This window comes from Pseudoalteromonas sp. S1650, assembly GCF_005887195.1.
GTDB classification, from domain to species: domain Bacteria; phylum Pseudomonadota; class Gammaproteobacteria; order Enterobacterales; family Alteromonadaceae; genus Pseudoalteromonas; species Pseudoalteromonas simplex.
In genome coordinates this window covers 28,264-44,566 of record NZ_PNDF01000014.1, presented here as the reverse complement: position 1 = coordinate 44,566, position 16,303 = coordinate 28,264, and the positions used below count along the sequence as shown (strand labels likewise).

The following is a 16,303-nucleotide window of genomic DNA, read 5'->3' as shown; positions in this document are numbered from 1 at the left end:
GCTAAACCATCAAGCCCATACTCTAGGTAACTAGAAACCCATTTATTCACACTACTTCTTGCAGTGTTTATACCAATTCGCTTAATTAAGTGACCTATTTTTAGGCAATAAAACCTCGTTGATAACAAGGCAAAATTTCGTTATTTAGTTGTTCTAAATCAGAAATTTTTAACGCCGTTAGCGACAGGTTTAATCCCTCAAAATGATTAAGTATTATTGCGGATTGGTATTCAAGGTAAGTATTTAAAAACAAAAAAGCGAGCATAATAGCTCGCTTTTGGCATAGAGTTTTATTGGGCGATTAAGGCGCCCAATAAACTTCAATATTGATATGCGGGTGATTCAATACTGCACGTAAAGGCATGTCAGCAACTGCACCGCCCTCTTTCGCTTGCTTGTAAACAGCGAGTTTTTCTTCACCACTAATTAAAAGCTTCACAACTTTAGAATCTGCAATCGCAGATAAAGTTAACGTCATACGCTCAGTGATTTTACCTGTTACATCGCTTTCAATGGCATTAATTGCACATACTAAATCATCTGTTGCTAGACCGTGTTCAAGACCTTCGGCATGAGGGAAAAGAGAAGCCGTATGACCATCAGGGCCCATGCCTAAAATCGTCACATCAAAAGGACGCTTTAATGCTTTGTATGCAGCTTCACATTCAGCTACACCGTTTTGCGCCGTTAATGCGTCATTTTTCATTGTCACGAAATTAGCAGCTGCGCCATGGTTTTGTAATAGCGTGCTTTTGATAAATGCTTCATTACTTTTTTCATGATCAGCATCAACCCAACGCTCATCAACCATAGCAACATCAATGCTTGCCCAATCAAGTTCAAGGTTTGATAAGTGCTTATAAGCAGGTGCTGGCGATGAGCCACCCGACACCATCAATACCGCACGGCCATCTTCTTTAATACCAGCAACAAGGCTTTGTTCAAGGCTTGAAGAAAGTTCAGCTGTTAATTCGTCTTTGTTTGCAAAGAATTTTTCAACAATTGTTGCCATCTTAATTACGCCTTATCGCCTGTGTTAAACCAAACGTGGTTGTTTTCTTCTAAAAGCTCATCTGCATCTTCAGGGCCCCACGTACCAGCGCGGTATAACGATGGTGCACCTTTTTCTTGCCAACGCTCGATGATTGGGTCAATCCATTTCCATGCTTGACGCACTTCATCACGGTGAATAAACAGCGACGGGTTGTTTGCTGCGGCATCTAACATTAAGCGCTTATAGGCATCTGAATGAAAACCATTACTGTACGCTTGCGATAACTCAATGTTCATGGTTACTGGTTCTAATTGCATCTCAAGGTTATCAAGGCGCTTAGACATCAGTGTTAATTGAATTGTTTCTTCTGGTTGCAGACGAATAACAAGACGATTTGGCTCAATGTTACCTACGTTGTCGGTATAAACGTTGTGAGATACTTTTTTGTATTCAACAACGATTTCAGCACAACGCTTTTTCATACGTTTACCAGTACGAAGATAGAAAGGCACGCCAGCCCAGCGCCAGTTATCGATGTGCGCACGAATAGCAACAAAAGTTTCTGTTTTACTCGCACCTTCGTTTAATTCTTCTAAGTAACCAGGGACGATTTTACCGTCTAAGTTACCTGGTACGTACTGACCACGTACAATGTTTGCATCAACATCTTCAGCCACTAACGGACGTAACGACTCAAGTACTTTTAGTTTTTCAGTACGGATGCTGTTTGCGTTTAGTTTATTTGGTGATTCCATTGCCACTAAACAAAGTAATTGTAGCAAGTGGTTTTGTACCATATCGCGTAATGCACCCGCTTTATCGTAGAAACCAGCACGGCTTTCTAGACCCACTGTTTCCGATAAGCTAATTTGGATGTTATCGATTGATTTTGCATCCCACAGGTTTTCAAACAATGAGTTTGAAAAACGTAGTGCCATTAAGTTTTGTACTGTTTCTTTACCTAAGTAATGGTCAATACGGAATACTTGCTCTTCTTTGAAGTATTCAGCAATTTTTGCATTGATTGCTTCAGCAGATTCACCACAGTAACCAATCGGTTTTTCAACAACAACACGAGATGTTTCTGTGATTAGACCTTTCTTTGATAAGATTTCACAGCAGCTACCATACACTGCAGGTGGTAAAGAAAGGTAAAAAACACGAGACTTGTCAGCGTCGTGTTCATCAAGAATATCTCTTAATTTGTCCCAGTCATCATCTGCTTCAGTCACATTTGATACAACTGGCACAAGGTAAGCTGAAAACGCTTTCCAATCTTTTGCGTTGTACTCACCTTTACCTAAAAAGTCTTGTAACGCTTTATGTGCTGTTTCGATGTATTCTTTACGTTTGCTTTCTTCACGTACCGTAGGAAGGATACGAGAACCTTGAGGAAGGTTGCCCTCTTGATAAGCGCGATACATTGCAGGAAGTAACTTACGTAACGCAAGATCACCGCCGCCCCCAAAAATTACGATATCAAATGGATTTAACATATATCACTCTCTACATTGGCAATGCCATGTTCATCCAATTCATGCAATATGGCAGTGCGTGTTGTTATCTGGTTGATGTGGCCTGTTAGACAATATCCTTTAACAAAGCCTGTTGAATTTGTTTGTAAGTAGCTTACTCATTCTTTTTATGTTGGCTGAAGTAAATGAGTCTTAGGGGCTCTGTAAATCCTCTCACAAAAATACAGGCCCTAAGAACTCCAGCGCTACCCGTTCAAAGGTATTCGGTTTGCAGCTAATACTGCGAATCTTTTACTGCTTACGATGTGTCTTATAGTAAGCGATCAGTCCATTGGTTGAACTATCATGTGGATGACTGACTGCATCATCAAATAATTCAGCTTCAATTTTAGAGGCAAGTCCCTTACCTAGCTCTACACCCCATTGGTCAAATGAACAGATTTCTAAAATAATGCCTTGGCAGAAGATCTTGTGCTCATAAAGCGCAATTAATCGTCCTACCGTTTTCGCATCAACTTTATCTAATAACATTGACGTTGTTGGGCGATTGCCTTGGTGAATCTTGTGATTCAATAATTCTGAGATTTCTGCTTCAGATTTACCTTTCGCGGTTAAATCTGCAGTTACTTGCTCTGCATCAACACCGGCCATCATCGCTTCGGTTTGTGCAAAGAAGTTTGATAATAAAATATCATGATGCTTGCCTACATTGACTTGGGGCTCAATTGAAGCAATAAAGTCAGCAGGTACAATTACATTACCTTGGTGTAGACATTGGTAAAAAGCATGTTGACCATTGATACCTGTCATACCCCAAATAATTGGAACCGTCGTGTAAGGAACCGTTTCACCTGCAAAAGTAACATGCTTACCGTTACTTTCCATCTCACCTTGCTGTAAATACGCGGGTAACATGTGTAGTGCTTGATCATACGGTAAAATAGCTTGCGCTGTATAACCTAAAAAGCTTGTGTTCCAAACACTTAAAAGCGCCATTAATAATGGTACGTTATTTTCAAATTCAGCATTTTTAAAATGCTCATCAATTTCAAACGCACCTTCTAGGATCTCTTCGAACGCGTCGAAGCCTAGGTACAGGGCGATTGGTAATCCTATCGCACTCCATAAAGAAAAGCGACCGCCTACCCAATCCCACATTGTGAATACGTTTTCATCAGCGATACCAAAGGCCGCTGTTTTTTCTAAATTGGTGCTTACAGCTACAAAGTGCTTAGCTATGTGCTCTTGCGCTTGTGCCGTTTGTAAAAACCACTCAACAGCCGATTTAGCGTTAGTCATGGTTTCTGAGGTGGTAAACGTTTTTGACGAGATAACAAATAACGTTGTCTCAACGTCTAAACCTTGTAAAACAGATGCAATCTGAACACCATCAACATTTGATACATAGTGAACATTTAATGTGCCATCAGCATAAGCAGCAAGCGCTTCTGTTGCCATTTGTGGGCCTAGATTTGAACCACCGACACCAATTGCAACCACATCTTTTACTGCTTTTCCTGTGTAGCCTAACCACTCACCACTGCGTACCTTACCAACAAAGGCTTTCATTTTAGCAAGCTCAGCGTTAACAGCATCTGTTACGTTTTCACCATCAACCATTACAGCTGTGTTAGCGCGGTTACGTAAAGCAGTATGAAGTACAGCACGGTCTTCAGTAATGTTAATTTTCTCACCACTGAACATTTTTTCGCGCCATGCGCTAATATCACACTCTTTCGCTAAAGCAATTAATTGTTCAAAAACAGTTTTATCAATTTGTTGTTTCGAGTAATCGAATAATACACCCGGGATCTGAGCAGAGAATTGCTCGAAACGCGTGCTATTTTTGGCAAATAAATCTTTAAGATGAATTTGTTTCATCTTCTTGGCACTTTCAGATAGTGCTTGCCAACTAGCTAATTGCGAACGGCTGCTCATATATTTAATCCCCTTCAAAACTTGCAACAAACTGATTCTTAACTATCTTTTTATTATATTGAATAAAGACAGCAATTAAAAACACGGTGTGAAATCAACACTAAGTTAAAATGACAACGCTGTCAATGTTCTACTTTTACATTCTATAGTCGAGATAATAGCGCAATTTTTCTCTTTTGACACCGGTATCATAAAAATTATCTCAATTATTTTACTGCTAATTTGGTAGAACATTAGATACACTAACTAACTTATATTAAATATAGATGTACATATAAGAAAAAGCGTCTGGTGAACACCTGAACGATAATATTATAATACAAATATAACCAACTATAAAGCAACAGTATGAAAGTAACCATTAATGATGTAGCCAAGCTCGCAGGTGTTTCAATGAAAACCGTTTCACGAGTGATTAATAAAGAGCCATCGGTCAGAAAAAAAACGTACGATATAGTGATGGACGCTGTTAACACGTTAAACTATCAACCAAACCTTGCTGCTCGTAACCTAGCAGGCACATCGTCTTTTACTGTTGGTTTAGTTTATGACAACCCGAATGCTTATTATGTCATCGACATGCAAAACGGTGTGTTATCGCGTTGTAAAGAAGAAGGCTATGAGCTGGTTATTCATCCATGTAACTATCTGGATGGCAACATGGAAGAAGACTTTAAAACCATGATCAAGCGCTCTCGCTTAGCTGGCCTTGTATTAACGCCACCGCTGTCAGAGCAAAATAGCATTATCGATATGCTAGATGAAATGGGCATTCATTATGTACGCGTACTCTCTGGCCGCCCTACTGAAGAAGACCAAGACACTTGTATCTATGTGAACGATTACGCAGCAGCGTACGAAATCACCGCTCACCTACTGTCGCTTGGCCATAAAAATATTGGTTTTTTATGCGGTGACAAAGAGCATAAATCAACAACTGAACGTTTAGAGGGTTATCAGGCCGCGTTAAAAGATCACAGCATTCCATTGCATGACGCGCTCATCTACGAAGGCCAGTATTCTTTTGAATCAGGTGTAGAAGGCGCAAAAGCATTGTTAGGTGAGAATAACCCGAAAAACATCACAGCCCTACTTGGCGGTAACGATGAAATGGCAGCGGGCGCGTTATTCGCCTCACGCTTAATGGGTATCGAAATTCCACAGCAGCTATCAATTACGGGCTTCGAAGACTCACCGTTCTCGCGTCAGACTTGGCCTAAACTCACTACAGCTCATCAGGCAAATGATGTGATTTCGCAGCATGCAGCGCGTTTACTGTTTAGAAAAACCCGTGGTGCACGTAATCAAGATAAAGACATCATCACGACCTTTACCCCTTCATTAGTAGTACGGGAAAGCTCAGGCCCTACAACGGCCTAATTTATACAAGTTACGAAAAAGCCGCTCTATAGCGGCTTTTTTTAATTAAGCGAATTGGTATTGCTTGTTAAAGCAATGCTAAACCACCATTTAAGTTATAAACATTTTCAAACCCTAACTGCGACAAATTGTTAGCCGCTTGTTTTGAACGATTACCACTTCGGCAAACCAAAATGTAGCTATGCGCTTTATTAAGCTGCCCTTGCACGATGGCGTTTGCCATGCGACTGAGTGGAATGTTAATCACTTTGCTCTCAGCAACAGTGAATAACTCTGCTAAATTATTCGCTCCATGCTCATACGGTTCACGTGTATCAATTAGGTAAGTTGCCTTATCATCTAACATTGATTTCGCATCGGTTGCGACTAGCTGTTTCATCGGCGCACTTTCAAGTGTTTCAACATAGCCACATAGAGAATGACTTACAGTATGCTTTTGCTCATCAGCTTGTTGCTTTAATTCAACAAACTCATCATCTGATACTAGCTCACTTAATAGTTGCGCAAGTAACGGAGTCGTTGCTTTTTGCGCATGCCAATCCATAGCAAAACACTGCTGATAATCATGACCAGAACAAATCACCGTTGAATCTTGTATTACCATAGCAAGCTGCTTTAAAGACTGAGCCATTTTCACAGCATCACCACCGCTAATTGCAGTGTTACCTAAGCCGCCTGGTAAGATTAAATCACCACAGAAGCAATAGCTGATATCACCGCTTTGCGTATCTGATAATAAATAGCTAACACTATCGTCACTGTGACCTGGTGTTGCTACTTTAGTTAAGCGCGCATCGCTTAATTCGATGGTTGCTGAATCTTTTGGCCAGCCAAGTTCGTCTATCTCATTAGCAACATAACGTTCTGCGAGCTCTTTTGATAATAAACAACGGGCCGATAAACGTTCTTGGTGATTATGGGTATCGATAATCGCTTTTACTGTTAAACCTTGTGTCGCGACAATTTTCGCCATACGTGGAATAAGCTCAATGATAGGATCAATCACCACAGCGCTTTTATCACTGTCGACATAAAGCCAGCAGCACGCTGCTTGATGGCGAAGTTGTGTTAAGCCAATAGCACAAACTTCGTGTTGCGGCGATGTACTATCAGATACCACTAAGCAGTTTGCTTCTAGAATCGGCTTTAAAGAACGGATTTTGTCGCAAGCAAAATCAATCTCTTGTTGGTTAACAGCTGGGCCAAACGACATACGTATCGCGTTTTCACTTTGCCAATCACTGGCTCCCATCGCATCTAAAACAAAACTACGATTTGCACCTGAGCTACACGCTGAGCCGCCACTCACACGGATACCCGCAGCATCAAATAAATCCATCACTTCTTTACTGGTTAATTCGTTCACCGCAAAGTTCAACGTTGTTGGCACCGAATGCTCAAAACTGTGATTGAACGTGATGCTACCAAAGGTGTCTGTTAATGCAGCTAATAATTGCTCGCGAAAAGCATGTAGCTGCTCAATTGGCTTAAAAGTCTGGTTTTGTTTATCAAGCAATAACGAGAACAGCTTATTCAAACCGGCAATGCCCGGTAAATTTTCGGTACCAGATCGCATACCGCTTTCTTGGCCGCCGCCAGCAATAAATGGCGTATATGCACTGCCTTTACGAATATAAAGTACACCAATGCCTTTAGGCGCATACAATTTATGGCCAGAAAATGGGGCGTAATCAATGGTTGTTTGGCTTAGTGCTAAGTTGGTTTTGCCTAATGCTTGTACACAGTCAACCATCCAAGCCACATTATTGTTTTCACTACGAATAACTTGCTCAATAGCGCTTAAATCTTGGAATACACCGGTTTCGTTGTTTACTGCCATAGTACAAATCATCAGTGCATTCGCAGCATGTGTACGAATAAACTCGTGATCTAAAATACCGTTTTTATCTACTGGAATAGCTAATACCTGCGCGTTGATATCAAGTACACTGTTCCAATGTTTTAGGGTATTTGGCACCGCTTTATGCTCTGTTGCCCCATAAAGTAATACCGGATTCTCGATTTGATGATTTTTTGCAGCAATAAGCGTTGAAACAACCGCCGTTTGAATTCCTTCTGTTGCACCCGAGGTAAATAAAATATCGCCGTCGGCAGCGCCAATGACTTCACGAGCTTTGTTACGTGTTTGTTCTAATAAGTGTTTTGCTTGAATACCCGTAATATGAGAGCTTGATGGATTACCAAAACAGACTTGCATCGTGTGCGAAACCACATCGGCAATTTCAGGAAGTACAGGAGTCGTTGCATTCGCATCTAAATAAATTTGCTGATTAGCATCGTCAGGAAGGTAAAAATTTGCCATGAAAAACGCACCATATTACTAAAAGATATATCTTATAACCTATTTTACATTTTTCACGGCTAAATTATAATAATCAATTAGTCAGTAAAGTGCGTTTTCTATACTTTTTAAGACTAAGCTAATTTTCTATTAGCTCAACCTGCTTAGAAGACCAGGCATTGATAAGTGCTTTTACTAAAGAAGCCAGCGGTATTGCGAAAAACACGCCCCAAAAGCCCCATAAACCGCCAAAAAACAATACTGCAACGATGATGAACACTGGATTTAAATCTACCGCTTCAGAGAACAATAACGGCACTAACACATTGCCATCAAGTGCTTGGATCACGCCATAGATGATTAAAATAGTCCAAAATTGTGTTTCTAAACCAAACTGGAATAACGCCACTGCAGCGACAGGAATGGTCACCAATGCCGCCCCTACAAATGGAATAAGCACAGACAAGCCAACTAATACGCCGAGTAAAGCCGCATAGCGAAGGTCAAGCACTGCAAAAGCGATAAAAGATGCAGTACCAACAATTAAAATTTCAAATACCTTACCGCGAATATAATTCATGATTTGCTGATTCATTTCTTGCCAAACTTGAATGATCAAGCGACGTTGCTTAGGCAATAAACGCTCAGCACTTTGCGTGAGCTCTAATTTATCTTTAAGCATAAAGAACACTAAGAGCGGCACTAAAATAAGATAAATCAGCCAAGCTGCAACGTCTTTTATCGAAGTTAATGACACCGATAGCACCAACTGACCAAACTCAATAGCTTTGGTCTCAACACTGGTAACAATTGATTTAACCTGATCTTCAGTAATCAAACTTGGGTAATCTTCAGGAAGATGTAACAGCAGTGCTTTACCTTTTTCGATCATATAAGGCGTTTCTTGAACTAGATTGCTGGTTTGCTGCCAAAGCACAGGCCCCATGCCGACAATAATCATAATCATCAAGCCACTGAATACCAGCATAACTAGAATCGTTGCGGTAAACCGTTTCAAACCCAGCTTTTCTAAGTGAGCAACAGGCCAATCTAGTAAATAGGCAATTACCAAGGCAACTAAGACAGGCACGATTAACGAACCAAAAAAGTAGAAAAATGCAAAGGTTGCAATAAGCAATAACAACAAGGTTACTGAATGGGGATCAGAAAATTTATTTTCGTACCAGGCTTTTACATACTCAAACACGAATGGGCTCCACTGTTAGCACACCTAATTCTAGGTCAATTTTAAAATGGTAATGATGTTTTTCTAAAAATCGCTGCATATCGTCCGTTGCCTCAGCAGCATTAAATGTAAAAGTCACGGCTTGTTGAGCCGATACTGCCTTATTCAACCCTAATTTAAACTGAATAAATTGTTGAGGGCACTTATAGTCCCTTAAATCAACCGTTAACATAGCGAATCAACTGCGTTATTAATATGAATAATAAGTATAAGATGTAGGCACCTTGCTAAAATAAGTCTTTATAATGAGAAACAACTCATTTTTTTCTTAAAACACGCAAAACAATAGTTTATCCTTATTCAATAACTGGTAGTAAAGGAAACCTGATGCCTGGCTCGCATAATAAAGCGCAATTACCTGCGAATCCAACTCTTAAAGAGATAAACTGGTATAAAAAACAAATAAACTGGGGCGAGCTGCCGCCTTTTTATCATATGGTCGCATCATCGGTTAGCGAATCTGAAGGGATTTTAGACCACGGTTTTGATAATGCCGTTAAACAATTAATTGACCCACGCAACTGGAACCTTGATTTATTAGGTGGCCATGAAACCGACATGGGCGAAATTGTCTGTGAGCAAAAACCGCGCATTGCTTTGCATCAAAGCTTTACGGACCGAGGTTTCGAATTATGGGCCTACCCTTATGCAAAAGATGTGACGGTAGACCAATACATCAAAGACAACCGCTTTATGGAATTTAAGGTGTGGGATCCGCACACCATGAAAAACCTTATTCGTTTTAACCAGCTTCATAAATTCATCGCTTTTTACTTTGAAAGAGGTGACAAAGCTGACAAAGCCTTAATTCTGCATGCTCATAAAGTAGCGCATAAAATCATAACTTTTTTACAACGGGAGTTGAACGTTGTTAAGCTAGATGGAGTCACAATAAAAGATTTCTATCAATTGTGCGAAAAAGACAGCCGAGCATGCAGCGACGAAATAGATTTAGCAAAAGTCATGTTAGGTGAGCAAATCAACAAGGAATAAGATGCGACTAAAATTAGCCTTTATTACACTGTGTAGTGCATTACTGACATTTTCGATATTGCACAGTGAGCCGTTGAAGGCACAAACTAACTTTAAGCTGCCCGATTTAGGGACCTCGGCATTACAAGCCTTACCGATTGAAAAAGAACAAGCAATCGGTGAAGTGATGATGATGCAAATTCGTGGCTCATCACCCGTTGTCAATGACCCTGTTCTTGATGAGTATCTGACCACTTTGGGCCGCCGTTTAGTCGCAAACGCCAACGATGTTCGTTTTCCATTTTCTTTTTTCTGGGTTAATAACCCTGAAATCAACGCTTTTGCGTTCTATGGTGGTCATGTAGGTGTGCATACAGGGCTCATGGCACAAGCCGATAACGAAAGTCAATTTGCCTCAGTACTTGGGCACGAAATTGCCCACGTAACACAGCGCCATTTAGCGCGTCGTATTCAACAACAGCAAGATAACAGCGCGTTAACTATCGCTGGTATGATTGCTGGTATTTTAGCTACTGTAGTGGCACCTGATGCTGGTATTGCAATTATCTCAGCAAACCAGACACAAGCGGCGTTTAGTCAATTAACTCATAGCCGTGCTGCTGAACAAGAGGCAGACCGAATTGGTATGCAGACCTTAAATAATGCTGGGTTTGATCCTCGCCAATCGAGTGAGTTTTTAACTAAACTTGCTGCACAAATTCGCTACAAATATAAGCCGCCCGCATTTTTGCTGACTCACCCATTACCAGAAAGCCGTGTCTCTGATGTGCGCTTACGTGCCGAGCAGTATCCAAAAAGGCACTACTCCGACAGCCTAGAGTTTAACCTAGCTAAGAGCCGTGTTATTGCTCGCTATCAGCAAAAGTCAAAAGCCGCGGAAGATTTATTTCGTAAATTAATGCGTGAAAATACCGTTCATAACGACACTGCACTTAAATATGGTTTGGGTATTAGCTTGTTGGACCAAAAAAAGCTTGATGAAGCAGCCAGCATTTTGAATCCATTACTTGAGCAAGATCCAAAGAACTTATTTTATATTGATACCCACACCGACTTACTTATTGCGCAAGGTAAAGCGAATGAAGCAGTAGAGTTTTTAGCTAAACTAGATATCGATAGACCAAACAATCAGGTGATTGCCTTAAACTATGCAAATGCCGCTATTGAAGCAAAACATTTTGACCTTGCTGAACGTATCTTAAAATCTTATTTATTAGCAAAATCTGAGAACAATCTTGCCAAAGAGCTCATTGCTGATGTCTATAAAAAGCAAGAAAATATGGCTTCCTACCATGAAGCGCATGCCGATGTGCTTGCCCAATATGGCGCTTATTTAAAAGCAGCAGATGAAATTCAAAAAGCACTAAACTTTGTTGAGCCTGAAGAGCTAGTTAAACAACAACGTTTAAAAGCCCTACTTACACAATACCGTCAATTACAAAAAGAGCTTGCGAGACTTTAAGTCTCGCGGCGCTTGCCCTAAAATAAGCCAAATTATTAAATGTGAGAACACACTATGTCTGTGACTATTTATCATAATCCACGTTGTTCAAAATCGCGTGAAACACTTGCCCTATTAGAAAGCAATAACGTACAACCAAGCGTTGTTGAATACCTAAAGACACCGCTTAATGAACAACAAATCTCGACTTTAATTAGCCAACTGGGCTTTACTTCAGCGCGTGAATTAATGCGTACTAAAGAAGACATCTACAAAGAGCTTGAGCTTAAAAACGAACAAAACGAAGACAAATTAATTGCTGCAATGGCTGCCAATCCAAAACTAATCGAGCGCCCAATTGTTGAAAATAACGGCAAAGCTGCTCTGGGTCGTCCACCAGAAAACGTATTAAGCGTACTTTAATGGCTATAAACATTGTTGTGCTATACCACTCAAGCCATGGCTCTGTAGAAGCAATGGCACATGAGATAGCCGAGTCGATTGAGCAACAAGGTGCTACTGCCTTATTGCGCACGTTTGTTAAACGTCAGCCACACGATATTGTGATCAGTAAAGATGATCTAATTAATTGTGATGGCTTAGCCTTTGGCACCCCTACTCGATTTGGCATGATGGCCTCACAAGCTAAGAGTTTTTGGGAGACCACCAGTGATCTGTGGCTTAAAGGTCAGCTGATAGATAAACCTGCTTGCGTTTTTTCGTCATCAAGCAGTATGCACGGTGGTAACGAAGCTACCTTGTTGAATCTATCACTCCCGTTGTTACATCACGGCATGATGTTGCTTGGTGTGCCTTATGAGGTACCTGAGTTATTAGCAACTGAAACCGGCGGTACGCCGTACGGCGCGAGTCATGTGGCCGGTAGCAATAACAGCAATGTGTTAAGTAAAGACGAAATTAAAATTTGCCAAAGCGTTGGAAAACGCTTGGCACTGATTGCGAGTAAATTAAAATGAGCTTGGAACCTGAGCTAAATCAGCCTGTTGCCAAAAAACCAATTACAAAACGATTCCAACGTTTTGCACTGATTGGTTATATCGGCTTATTAGTTTTAATGCCAACTTGGTTGTTTTTAATTGCCCCAAGAGAAGGCCACAGTAACGGCTTTATCTTTGTTGTTTATATACTCCCTCTTCTATTACCACTGAAAGGGATTATTCAAGATAAGCCTTACACCTACGCGTGGGCAAACTTTATCGTGATGTTCTATTTTATCCATGGTTTTACATTACTATGGGTCGCACAAGAACAGCTGATTTGGGTATTACTTGAGTTAATCTTTGCCAGTCTGATGTTTATTGGTTGCACTTATTATGCTCGCCATCGCGGGCAAGAGCTTGGCCTTAAGATACGTAAATTAAAAGAAGAGCTGGCCGAAGAAAAAGCGGCACATGAGCACGATAAATAAGCACTTTCGTTTAGCTTAATTAAAACAAAAAACGGCAACCAAGGTTGCCGTTTTTTTATGTCACTTTATTTAGTTTTTATGCGTTCACACCAACTCTGCTAAGGTGGCTAGCGCGACAATACTTGCCAGACCCACTTGGCCAATTAAGCTAAATAGTGAGAACAATCTTAAAATAAACAGCCCCCATGGATGACGAATATGCGGGTACAGCGCACAGCGTTTTAAACTTGTAGCAAAGAAAAAGCATAAGATAGAAACTAATGTAAAGCCCAGCGTTAACTCACTTTTAATAGCAATGCTATTGTCAAAAAAGAAGAACAACTGCACAGGTAGTAACACAGTTACAATCGCGTGGAGTAAGTGCACTTTTTTAACGCGATCAAACTGCCCTTCTGGCGAAAGCTCTTTAATACCAAAGTCATGCTCAAGGCATTTAACTAAGTTATCTGCTTTAATGCTTACAGCTAATCGGTAGCAACTTAGACCATCGTTGTTACGAACTCTAAAGTCATAGCCCGCTTTTAAAAGCAACACCAGTAAAGGTCCATTCTCGGCTAATACGGCGTAATGTAATGCTGTATTCCCTTTGTTGTCTTGGGCCTTCTTATCTTGATGTTCAAGTATTGTCTCAACCACATTCACATAGCCTTTTTCGGTTGCCCACATAAAGGCTGTTTTACCGTTTTCGTCAGCTAATGCACCTGTTGCGCCTTGCTCAATAAAACGCTTTGCCATGGTTTGTTTTGCATTTTCGTGGCTTAAATGAGCAAGTAAAGCTTGTTCAAGTAACGATGCGGAATCAACATCAGGTGATACAAGTTTTAGTAAGGTGAAGTAATCTTCACCGTGAGCAACTTTTTCAGCTGCAAGCGCCGTTAATGATTCAAGATCAGCCACTGAATCAGGGATAAAACCACTAAAGCGCTCTCTAAAGTCAACTTCGGTCCACAGCTCTAATACATCGTCCGCAGACATTTTTGCACCGTGATTAAGCACATGTTCTATCACAGTAAAATAGCGACGATTAAATAACTGGTGAATCAAAGTTATAGGTGTTTTAACAGCCGATTGAGCAAATGCGCTAGCGTATTTCTCTAAGCGCTGGCATAACATTAAAACAAGACTCTCAGGGGTGTAGTCGTTTTCTAAAAAGTGCGCTTTCATAGCATTAATGTAATGCAGCGCAGCTTCATCAAATTCAGAGATGTGTTGGAAATAACACTCTTCAAACGGTTCAAGAGGAGTCAACCATGTAAGATAGTAAATAGGCGGAAGAACCGTCGTACACACACCGTCATCTTCATTAGTAGAACGACATGCCGGCCAAGCTTCTAAAGCGTCTAAAATATAAGCCCCGTTTTGCTCAGCTAATCCTTTGATCAGTAACGGGTATTCCTTTGGCCAAATCAGTACATTTTCCATTAAAAAAACACAACTCCGCTGCACATTATTCGATGTCTAATTAAGCACTCAGTTATAGCAAAATTTAACTGACAGTTTGCTTAATATTGCGACCAATAACACAGTATCTGATAGATACTTTGGTAAACAAGAAAAGTAGTATGATTCTACCACAGAGGGTTACAGGTGCTAGCGCAAAGTAGGTGATTTTTAAAGAAAATAGAAAAGCAGCGGCACATGGACGGTACTCACTGCTTGGTTGGAGACTGAAAGTAACTAAAAAGCCCGATGAGGTGAAGGTAATCGCGCTTTTTAGCTGACTTACTTACTTGCTAATTCGTGTGTCACTTCATCAATGCCAACTTGGCTAATGCGCTGCAGCACTTCTTTTTGCTTTGCGCTTAACAGTGAGATACCTTCAGCAACGATATCGTATACTTTCCATTGCTTATCTTTGCCTTGACGTAATTTAAAGTGCAAATCAATGGCTGGCGCATTGTCATCAACAATTTGTGTCTTAACAGTTGCATAACCATCGTCGATGAGTTGTGATTGATCAAAAATTACTTTTTGGCCTGTGTATTTCATTAGCGCGCCGGCATAAGTCACTGTTAAGTAATGCTCAACCGCAGCAATAAAATCAACGGCTTGTTCACGGCGCAGACCTTTAATGTGCTTACCTAAAAGCTTATACGATACAAACTTAATATCCATGTGCGGCAATAAGCGTTTTTCTACAATGTTCGCCATTGCTTCTGAGCTTGCATCGCCTTTCGCATTTACATTTGCGATATCAACAAATAAATCTGCTGTGACTGATTCTAATAGTTGCTTAGGCGAGCGGTCTTCACTGGCAAAAGCAGATGCGGCAAAAAATGCTGCAATTAGCAAAAATGAGTTAACTAGTTTGGTCATCGTATTCACCTCTCAACGAAAATTTTCGCTAATATACCGATATTAAATCCATAAAAAAAGAAACAATCCGACACCGTTTTAATGCCAATTAAGCACCAATCGATTTTTTCCATAGTTTTCAGCTAATTGCTAAGAAATATGAGAATGTGCACAGCTTCTGTGTTTTTTTGCACATTGAAAAGCCCCTAGCACCGCCTTATTTACTTGCTCATCGACATAATGAGAAGTACCGAAATGAAATTTAAAAAGCCATTAAAAGCACTTATTTTGAGTGCAGCTGCTCTTTTAGCAGCACCAAGTTATTCAGCTTCAAATCATGGTTATGCCATTGATTACATCCAAGGTGAAGGTGATGTAAAAGGTCTAAAGCTGGCCTATCAGTACCATGTACCCAATGAAAAGTTGCCCTTGCAACACGCCCGCTTGTACTTCGAATCTAGTTTTAATATTTGGCAGTATGGCAAAGACAACAAACATCAAACTAATATCGTGTTAGCTATGTCTCCGGTGATCCAATACCCTGTGTTTAATGTGAAAAACATGCCTGTTTATGTGGAGTTTGGGATTGGCGTTTCACTGTTGGACGACACCCGTTTTGCAGGCAAAAACGTTAGTACTCACTATCAGTTTGAAGATAGATTGGGTCTAGTTGCAGATTTAGGTGACGACTCAAGCTTAGCACTTAGATATTTACATTACTCAAATGCGGGTTTCAAGAGCCCTAACCCTGGCCTTGATTTTATTTCACTGTCTTATGCAAGACGATTTTAAGTGCTACTATATCGCTGT

The 16,303-nt window shown here is 40.5% G+C and carries 15 protein-coding genes; 7 read left to right on the top strand and 8 right to left on the bottom strand.

Annotated elements, in window-relative coordinates:
• Positions 1-301: 301 nt before the first annotated feature.
• From pgl to pgi, 3 genes are all read right to left on the bottom strand, one after another.
• Entirely contained in the window at positions 302-1,012 is a 711-nt protein-coding gene (gene pgl / locus CWB80_RS04110) for a 6-phosphogluconolactonase (RefSeq protein ID WP_138600000.1), read from the bottom strand.
• Positions 1,013-1,017: 5 nt separating this feature from the next.
• On the bottom strand, positions 1,018-2,490 hold the full coding sequence (gene zwf, locus CWB80_RS04105) for a glucose-6-phosphate dehydrogenase (RefSeq protein ID WP_054553730.1): 1,473 nt from the start codon (positions 2,488-2,490) through the stop codon (positions 1,018-1,020).
• A gap of 270 nt (positions 2,491-2,760) precedes the next feature.
• Positions 2,761-4,407: a glucose-6-phosphate isomerase gene (gene pgi / locus CWB80_RS04100; RefSeq protein ID WP_138600001.1), complete on the bottom strand. Its 1,647-nt coding sequence runs from the start codon at positions 4,405-4,407 to the stop codon at positions 2,761-2,763.
• 348 nt (positions 4,408-4,755) lie between these two features.
• On the opposite strand from pgi, the gene CWB80_RS04095 reads away from it, so the two are divergent.
• A complete protein-coding gene (locus tag CWB80_RS04095) occupies positions 4,756-5,787 on the top strand; it encodes a LacI family DNA-binding transcriptional regulator (protein WP_138600002.1) in 1,032 nt (343 codons plus the stop codon).
• Positions 5,788-5,854: 67 nt separating this feature from the next.
• Here CWB80_RS04095 and CWB80_RS04090 read toward each other — a convergent pair whose 3' ends face one another.
• The 3 genes from CWB80_RS04090 to CWB80_RS04080 form a co-directional block, all read right to left on the bottom strand.
• On the bottom strand, positions 5,855-8,110 hold the full coding sequence (locus CWB80_RS04090; RefSeq protein WP_138600003.1) for an aminotransferase class V-fold PLP-dependent enzyme: 2,256 nt from the start codon (positions 8,108-8,110) through the stop codon (positions 5,855-5,857).
• Positions 8,111-8,228: 118 nt separating this feature from the next.
• Positions 8,229-9,296 (bottom strand): AI-2E family transporter, encoded by a 1,068-nt coding sequence (locus CWB80_RS04085; RefSeq protein ID WP_054553734.1) that lies wholly within the window; start codon positions 9,294-9,296, stop codon positions 8,229-8,231.
• The gene (locus CWB80_RS04080) at positions 9,289-9,507 is read right to left on the bottom strand and encodes a sulfurtransferase TusA family protein (RefSeq protein WP_054553735.1); all 219 of its coding nucleotides are present in this window, start codon (positions 9,505-9,507) and stop codon (positions 9,289-9,291) included. The genes CWB80_RS04085 and CWB80_RS04080 overlap by 8 nt, the downstream gene beginning before the upstream one ends.
• A 155-nt stretch (positions 9,508-9,662) precedes the next feature.
• Here CWB80_RS04080 and CWB80_RS04075 point away from each other — a divergent pair, with 155 nt between their 5' ends.
• From CWB80_RS04075 to CWB80_RS04055, 5 genes are read left to right on the top strand one after another with little or no spacing between them, the layout of a single operon-like run.
• Positions 9,663-10,328, top strand: a complete 666-nt coding sequence (locus CWB80_RS04075; protein WP_054553736.1) for a hypothetical protein — start codon at positions 9,663-9,665, stop codon at positions 10,326-10,328.
• 1 nt (position 10,329) lies between these two features.
• Positions 10,330-11,790, top strand: coding sequence for a beta-barrel assembly-enhancing protease (gene bepA, locus CWB80_RS04070; RefSeq protein ID WP_138600004.1), 1,461 nt, complete (start codon positions 10,330-10,332; stop codon positions 11,788-11,790).
• Between the two features lie 54 nt (positions 11,791-11,844).
• Complete coding sequence (gene arsC, locus CWB80_RS04065) at positions 11,845-12,192, top strand: arsenate reductase (glutaredoxin) (protein WP_054563602.1); 348 nt, start codon at positions 11,845-11,847, stop codon at positions 12,190-12,192.
• Complete coding sequence (gene wrbA / locus CWB80_RS04060; RefSeq protein ID WP_138600005.1) at positions 12,192-12,746, top strand: NAD(P)H:quinone oxidoreductase; 555 nt, start codon at positions 12,192-12,194, stop codon at positions 12,744-12,746. The genes arsC and wrbA overlap by 1 nt, the downstream gene beginning before the upstream one ends.
• Positions 12,743-13,198, top strand: coding sequence for a DUF2069 domain-containing protein (locus CWB80_RS04055; RefSeq protein ID WP_138600006.1), 456 nt, complete (start codon positions 12,743-12,745; stop codon positions 13,196-13,198). Before wrbA ends, CWB80_RS04055 begins: the two co-directional genes overlap by 4 nt.
• Positions 13,199-13,282: 84 nt before the next feature.
• On the opposite strand, the gene CWB80_RS04050 is transcribed toward CWB80_RS04055, so the two are convergent.
• Together CWB80_RS04050 and CWB80_RS04045 are read right to left on the bottom strand one after the other, a co-directional pair.
• Entirely contained in the window at positions 13,283-14,620 is a 1,338-nt protein-coding gene (locus tag CWB80_RS04050) for an ankyrin repeat domain-containing protein (RefSeq protein WP_138600007.1), read from the bottom strand.
• A gap of 300 nt (positions 14,621-14,920) precedes the next feature.
• A complete protein-coding gene (locus CWB80_RS04045; protein ID WP_138600008.1) occupies positions 14,921-15,514 on the bottom strand; it encodes an MlaC/ttg2D family ABC transporter substrate-binding protein in 594 nt (197 codons plus the stop codon).
• 234 nt (positions 15,515-15,748) lie between these two features.
• On the opposite strand from CWB80_RS04045, the gene CWB80_RS04040 reads away from it, so the two are divergent.
• Positions 15,749-16,285, top strand: coding sequence for an acyloxyacyl hydrolase (locus CWB80_RS04040; RefSeq protein WP_138600009.1), 537 nt, complete (start codon positions 15,749-15,751; stop codon positions 16,283-16,285).
• Positions 16,286-16,303: the final 18 nt, after the last annotated feature.

Bases quoted from the DNA above. Each gene is read 5' to 3' on its own strand.
- zwf (WP_054553730.1), bottom strand. From the start codon at position 2,490: ATGTTAAATCCATTTGATATCGTAATTTTTGGGGGCGGCGGTGATCTT.
- CWB80_RS04095 (WP_138600002.1), top strand. From the start codon at position 4,756: ATGAAAGTAACCATTAATGATGTAGCCAAGCTCGCAGGTGTTTCAATG.
- wrbA (WP_138600005.1), top strand. From the start codon at position 12,192: ATGGCTATAAACATTGTTGTGCTATACCACTCAAGCCATGGCTCTGTA.
- pgl (WP_138600000.1), bottom strand. From the start codon at position 1,012: ATGGCAACAATTGTTGAAAAATTCTTTGCAAACAAAGACGAATTAACA.
- CWB80_RS04050 (WP_138600007.1), bottom strand. From the start codon at position 14,620: ATGGAAAATGTACTGATTTGGCCAAAGGAATACCCGTTACTGATCAAA.
- CWB80_RS04045 (WP_138600008.1), bottom strand. From the start codon at position 15,514: ATGACCAAACTAGTTAACTCATTTTTGCTAATTGCAGCATTTTTTGCC.
- arsC (WP_054563602.1), top strand. From the start codon at position 11,845: ATGTCTGTGACTATTTATCATAATCCACGTTGTTCAAAATCGCGTGAA.
- bepA (WP_138600004.1), top strand. From the start codon at position 10,330: ATGCGACTAAAATTAGCCTTTATTACACTGTGTAGTGCATTACTGACA.
- CWB80_RS04080 (WP_054553735.1), bottom strand. From the start codon at position 9,507: ATGTTAACGGTTGATTTAAGGGACTATAAGTGCCCTCAACAATTTATT.
- CWB80_RS04075 (WP_054553736.1), top strand. From the start codon at position 9,663: ATGCCTGGCTCGCATAATAAAGCGCAATTACCTGCGAATCCAACTCTT.
- CWB80_RS04040 (WP_138600009.1), top strand. From the start codon at position 15,749: ATGAAATTTAAAAAGCCATTAAAAGCACTTATTTTGAGTGCAGCTGCT.
- pgi (WP_138600001.1), bottom strand. From the start codon at position 4,407: ATGAGCAGCCGTTCGCAATTAGCTAGTTGGCAAGCACTATCTGAAAGT.
- CWB80_RS04055 (WP_138600006.1), top strand. From the start codon at position 12,743: ATGAGCTTGGAACCTGAGCTAAATCAGCCTGTTGCCAAAAAACCAATT.
- CWB80_RS04090 (WP_138600003.1), bottom strand. From the start codon at position 8,110: ATGGCAAATTTTTACCTTCCTGACGATGCTAATCAGCAAATTTATTTA.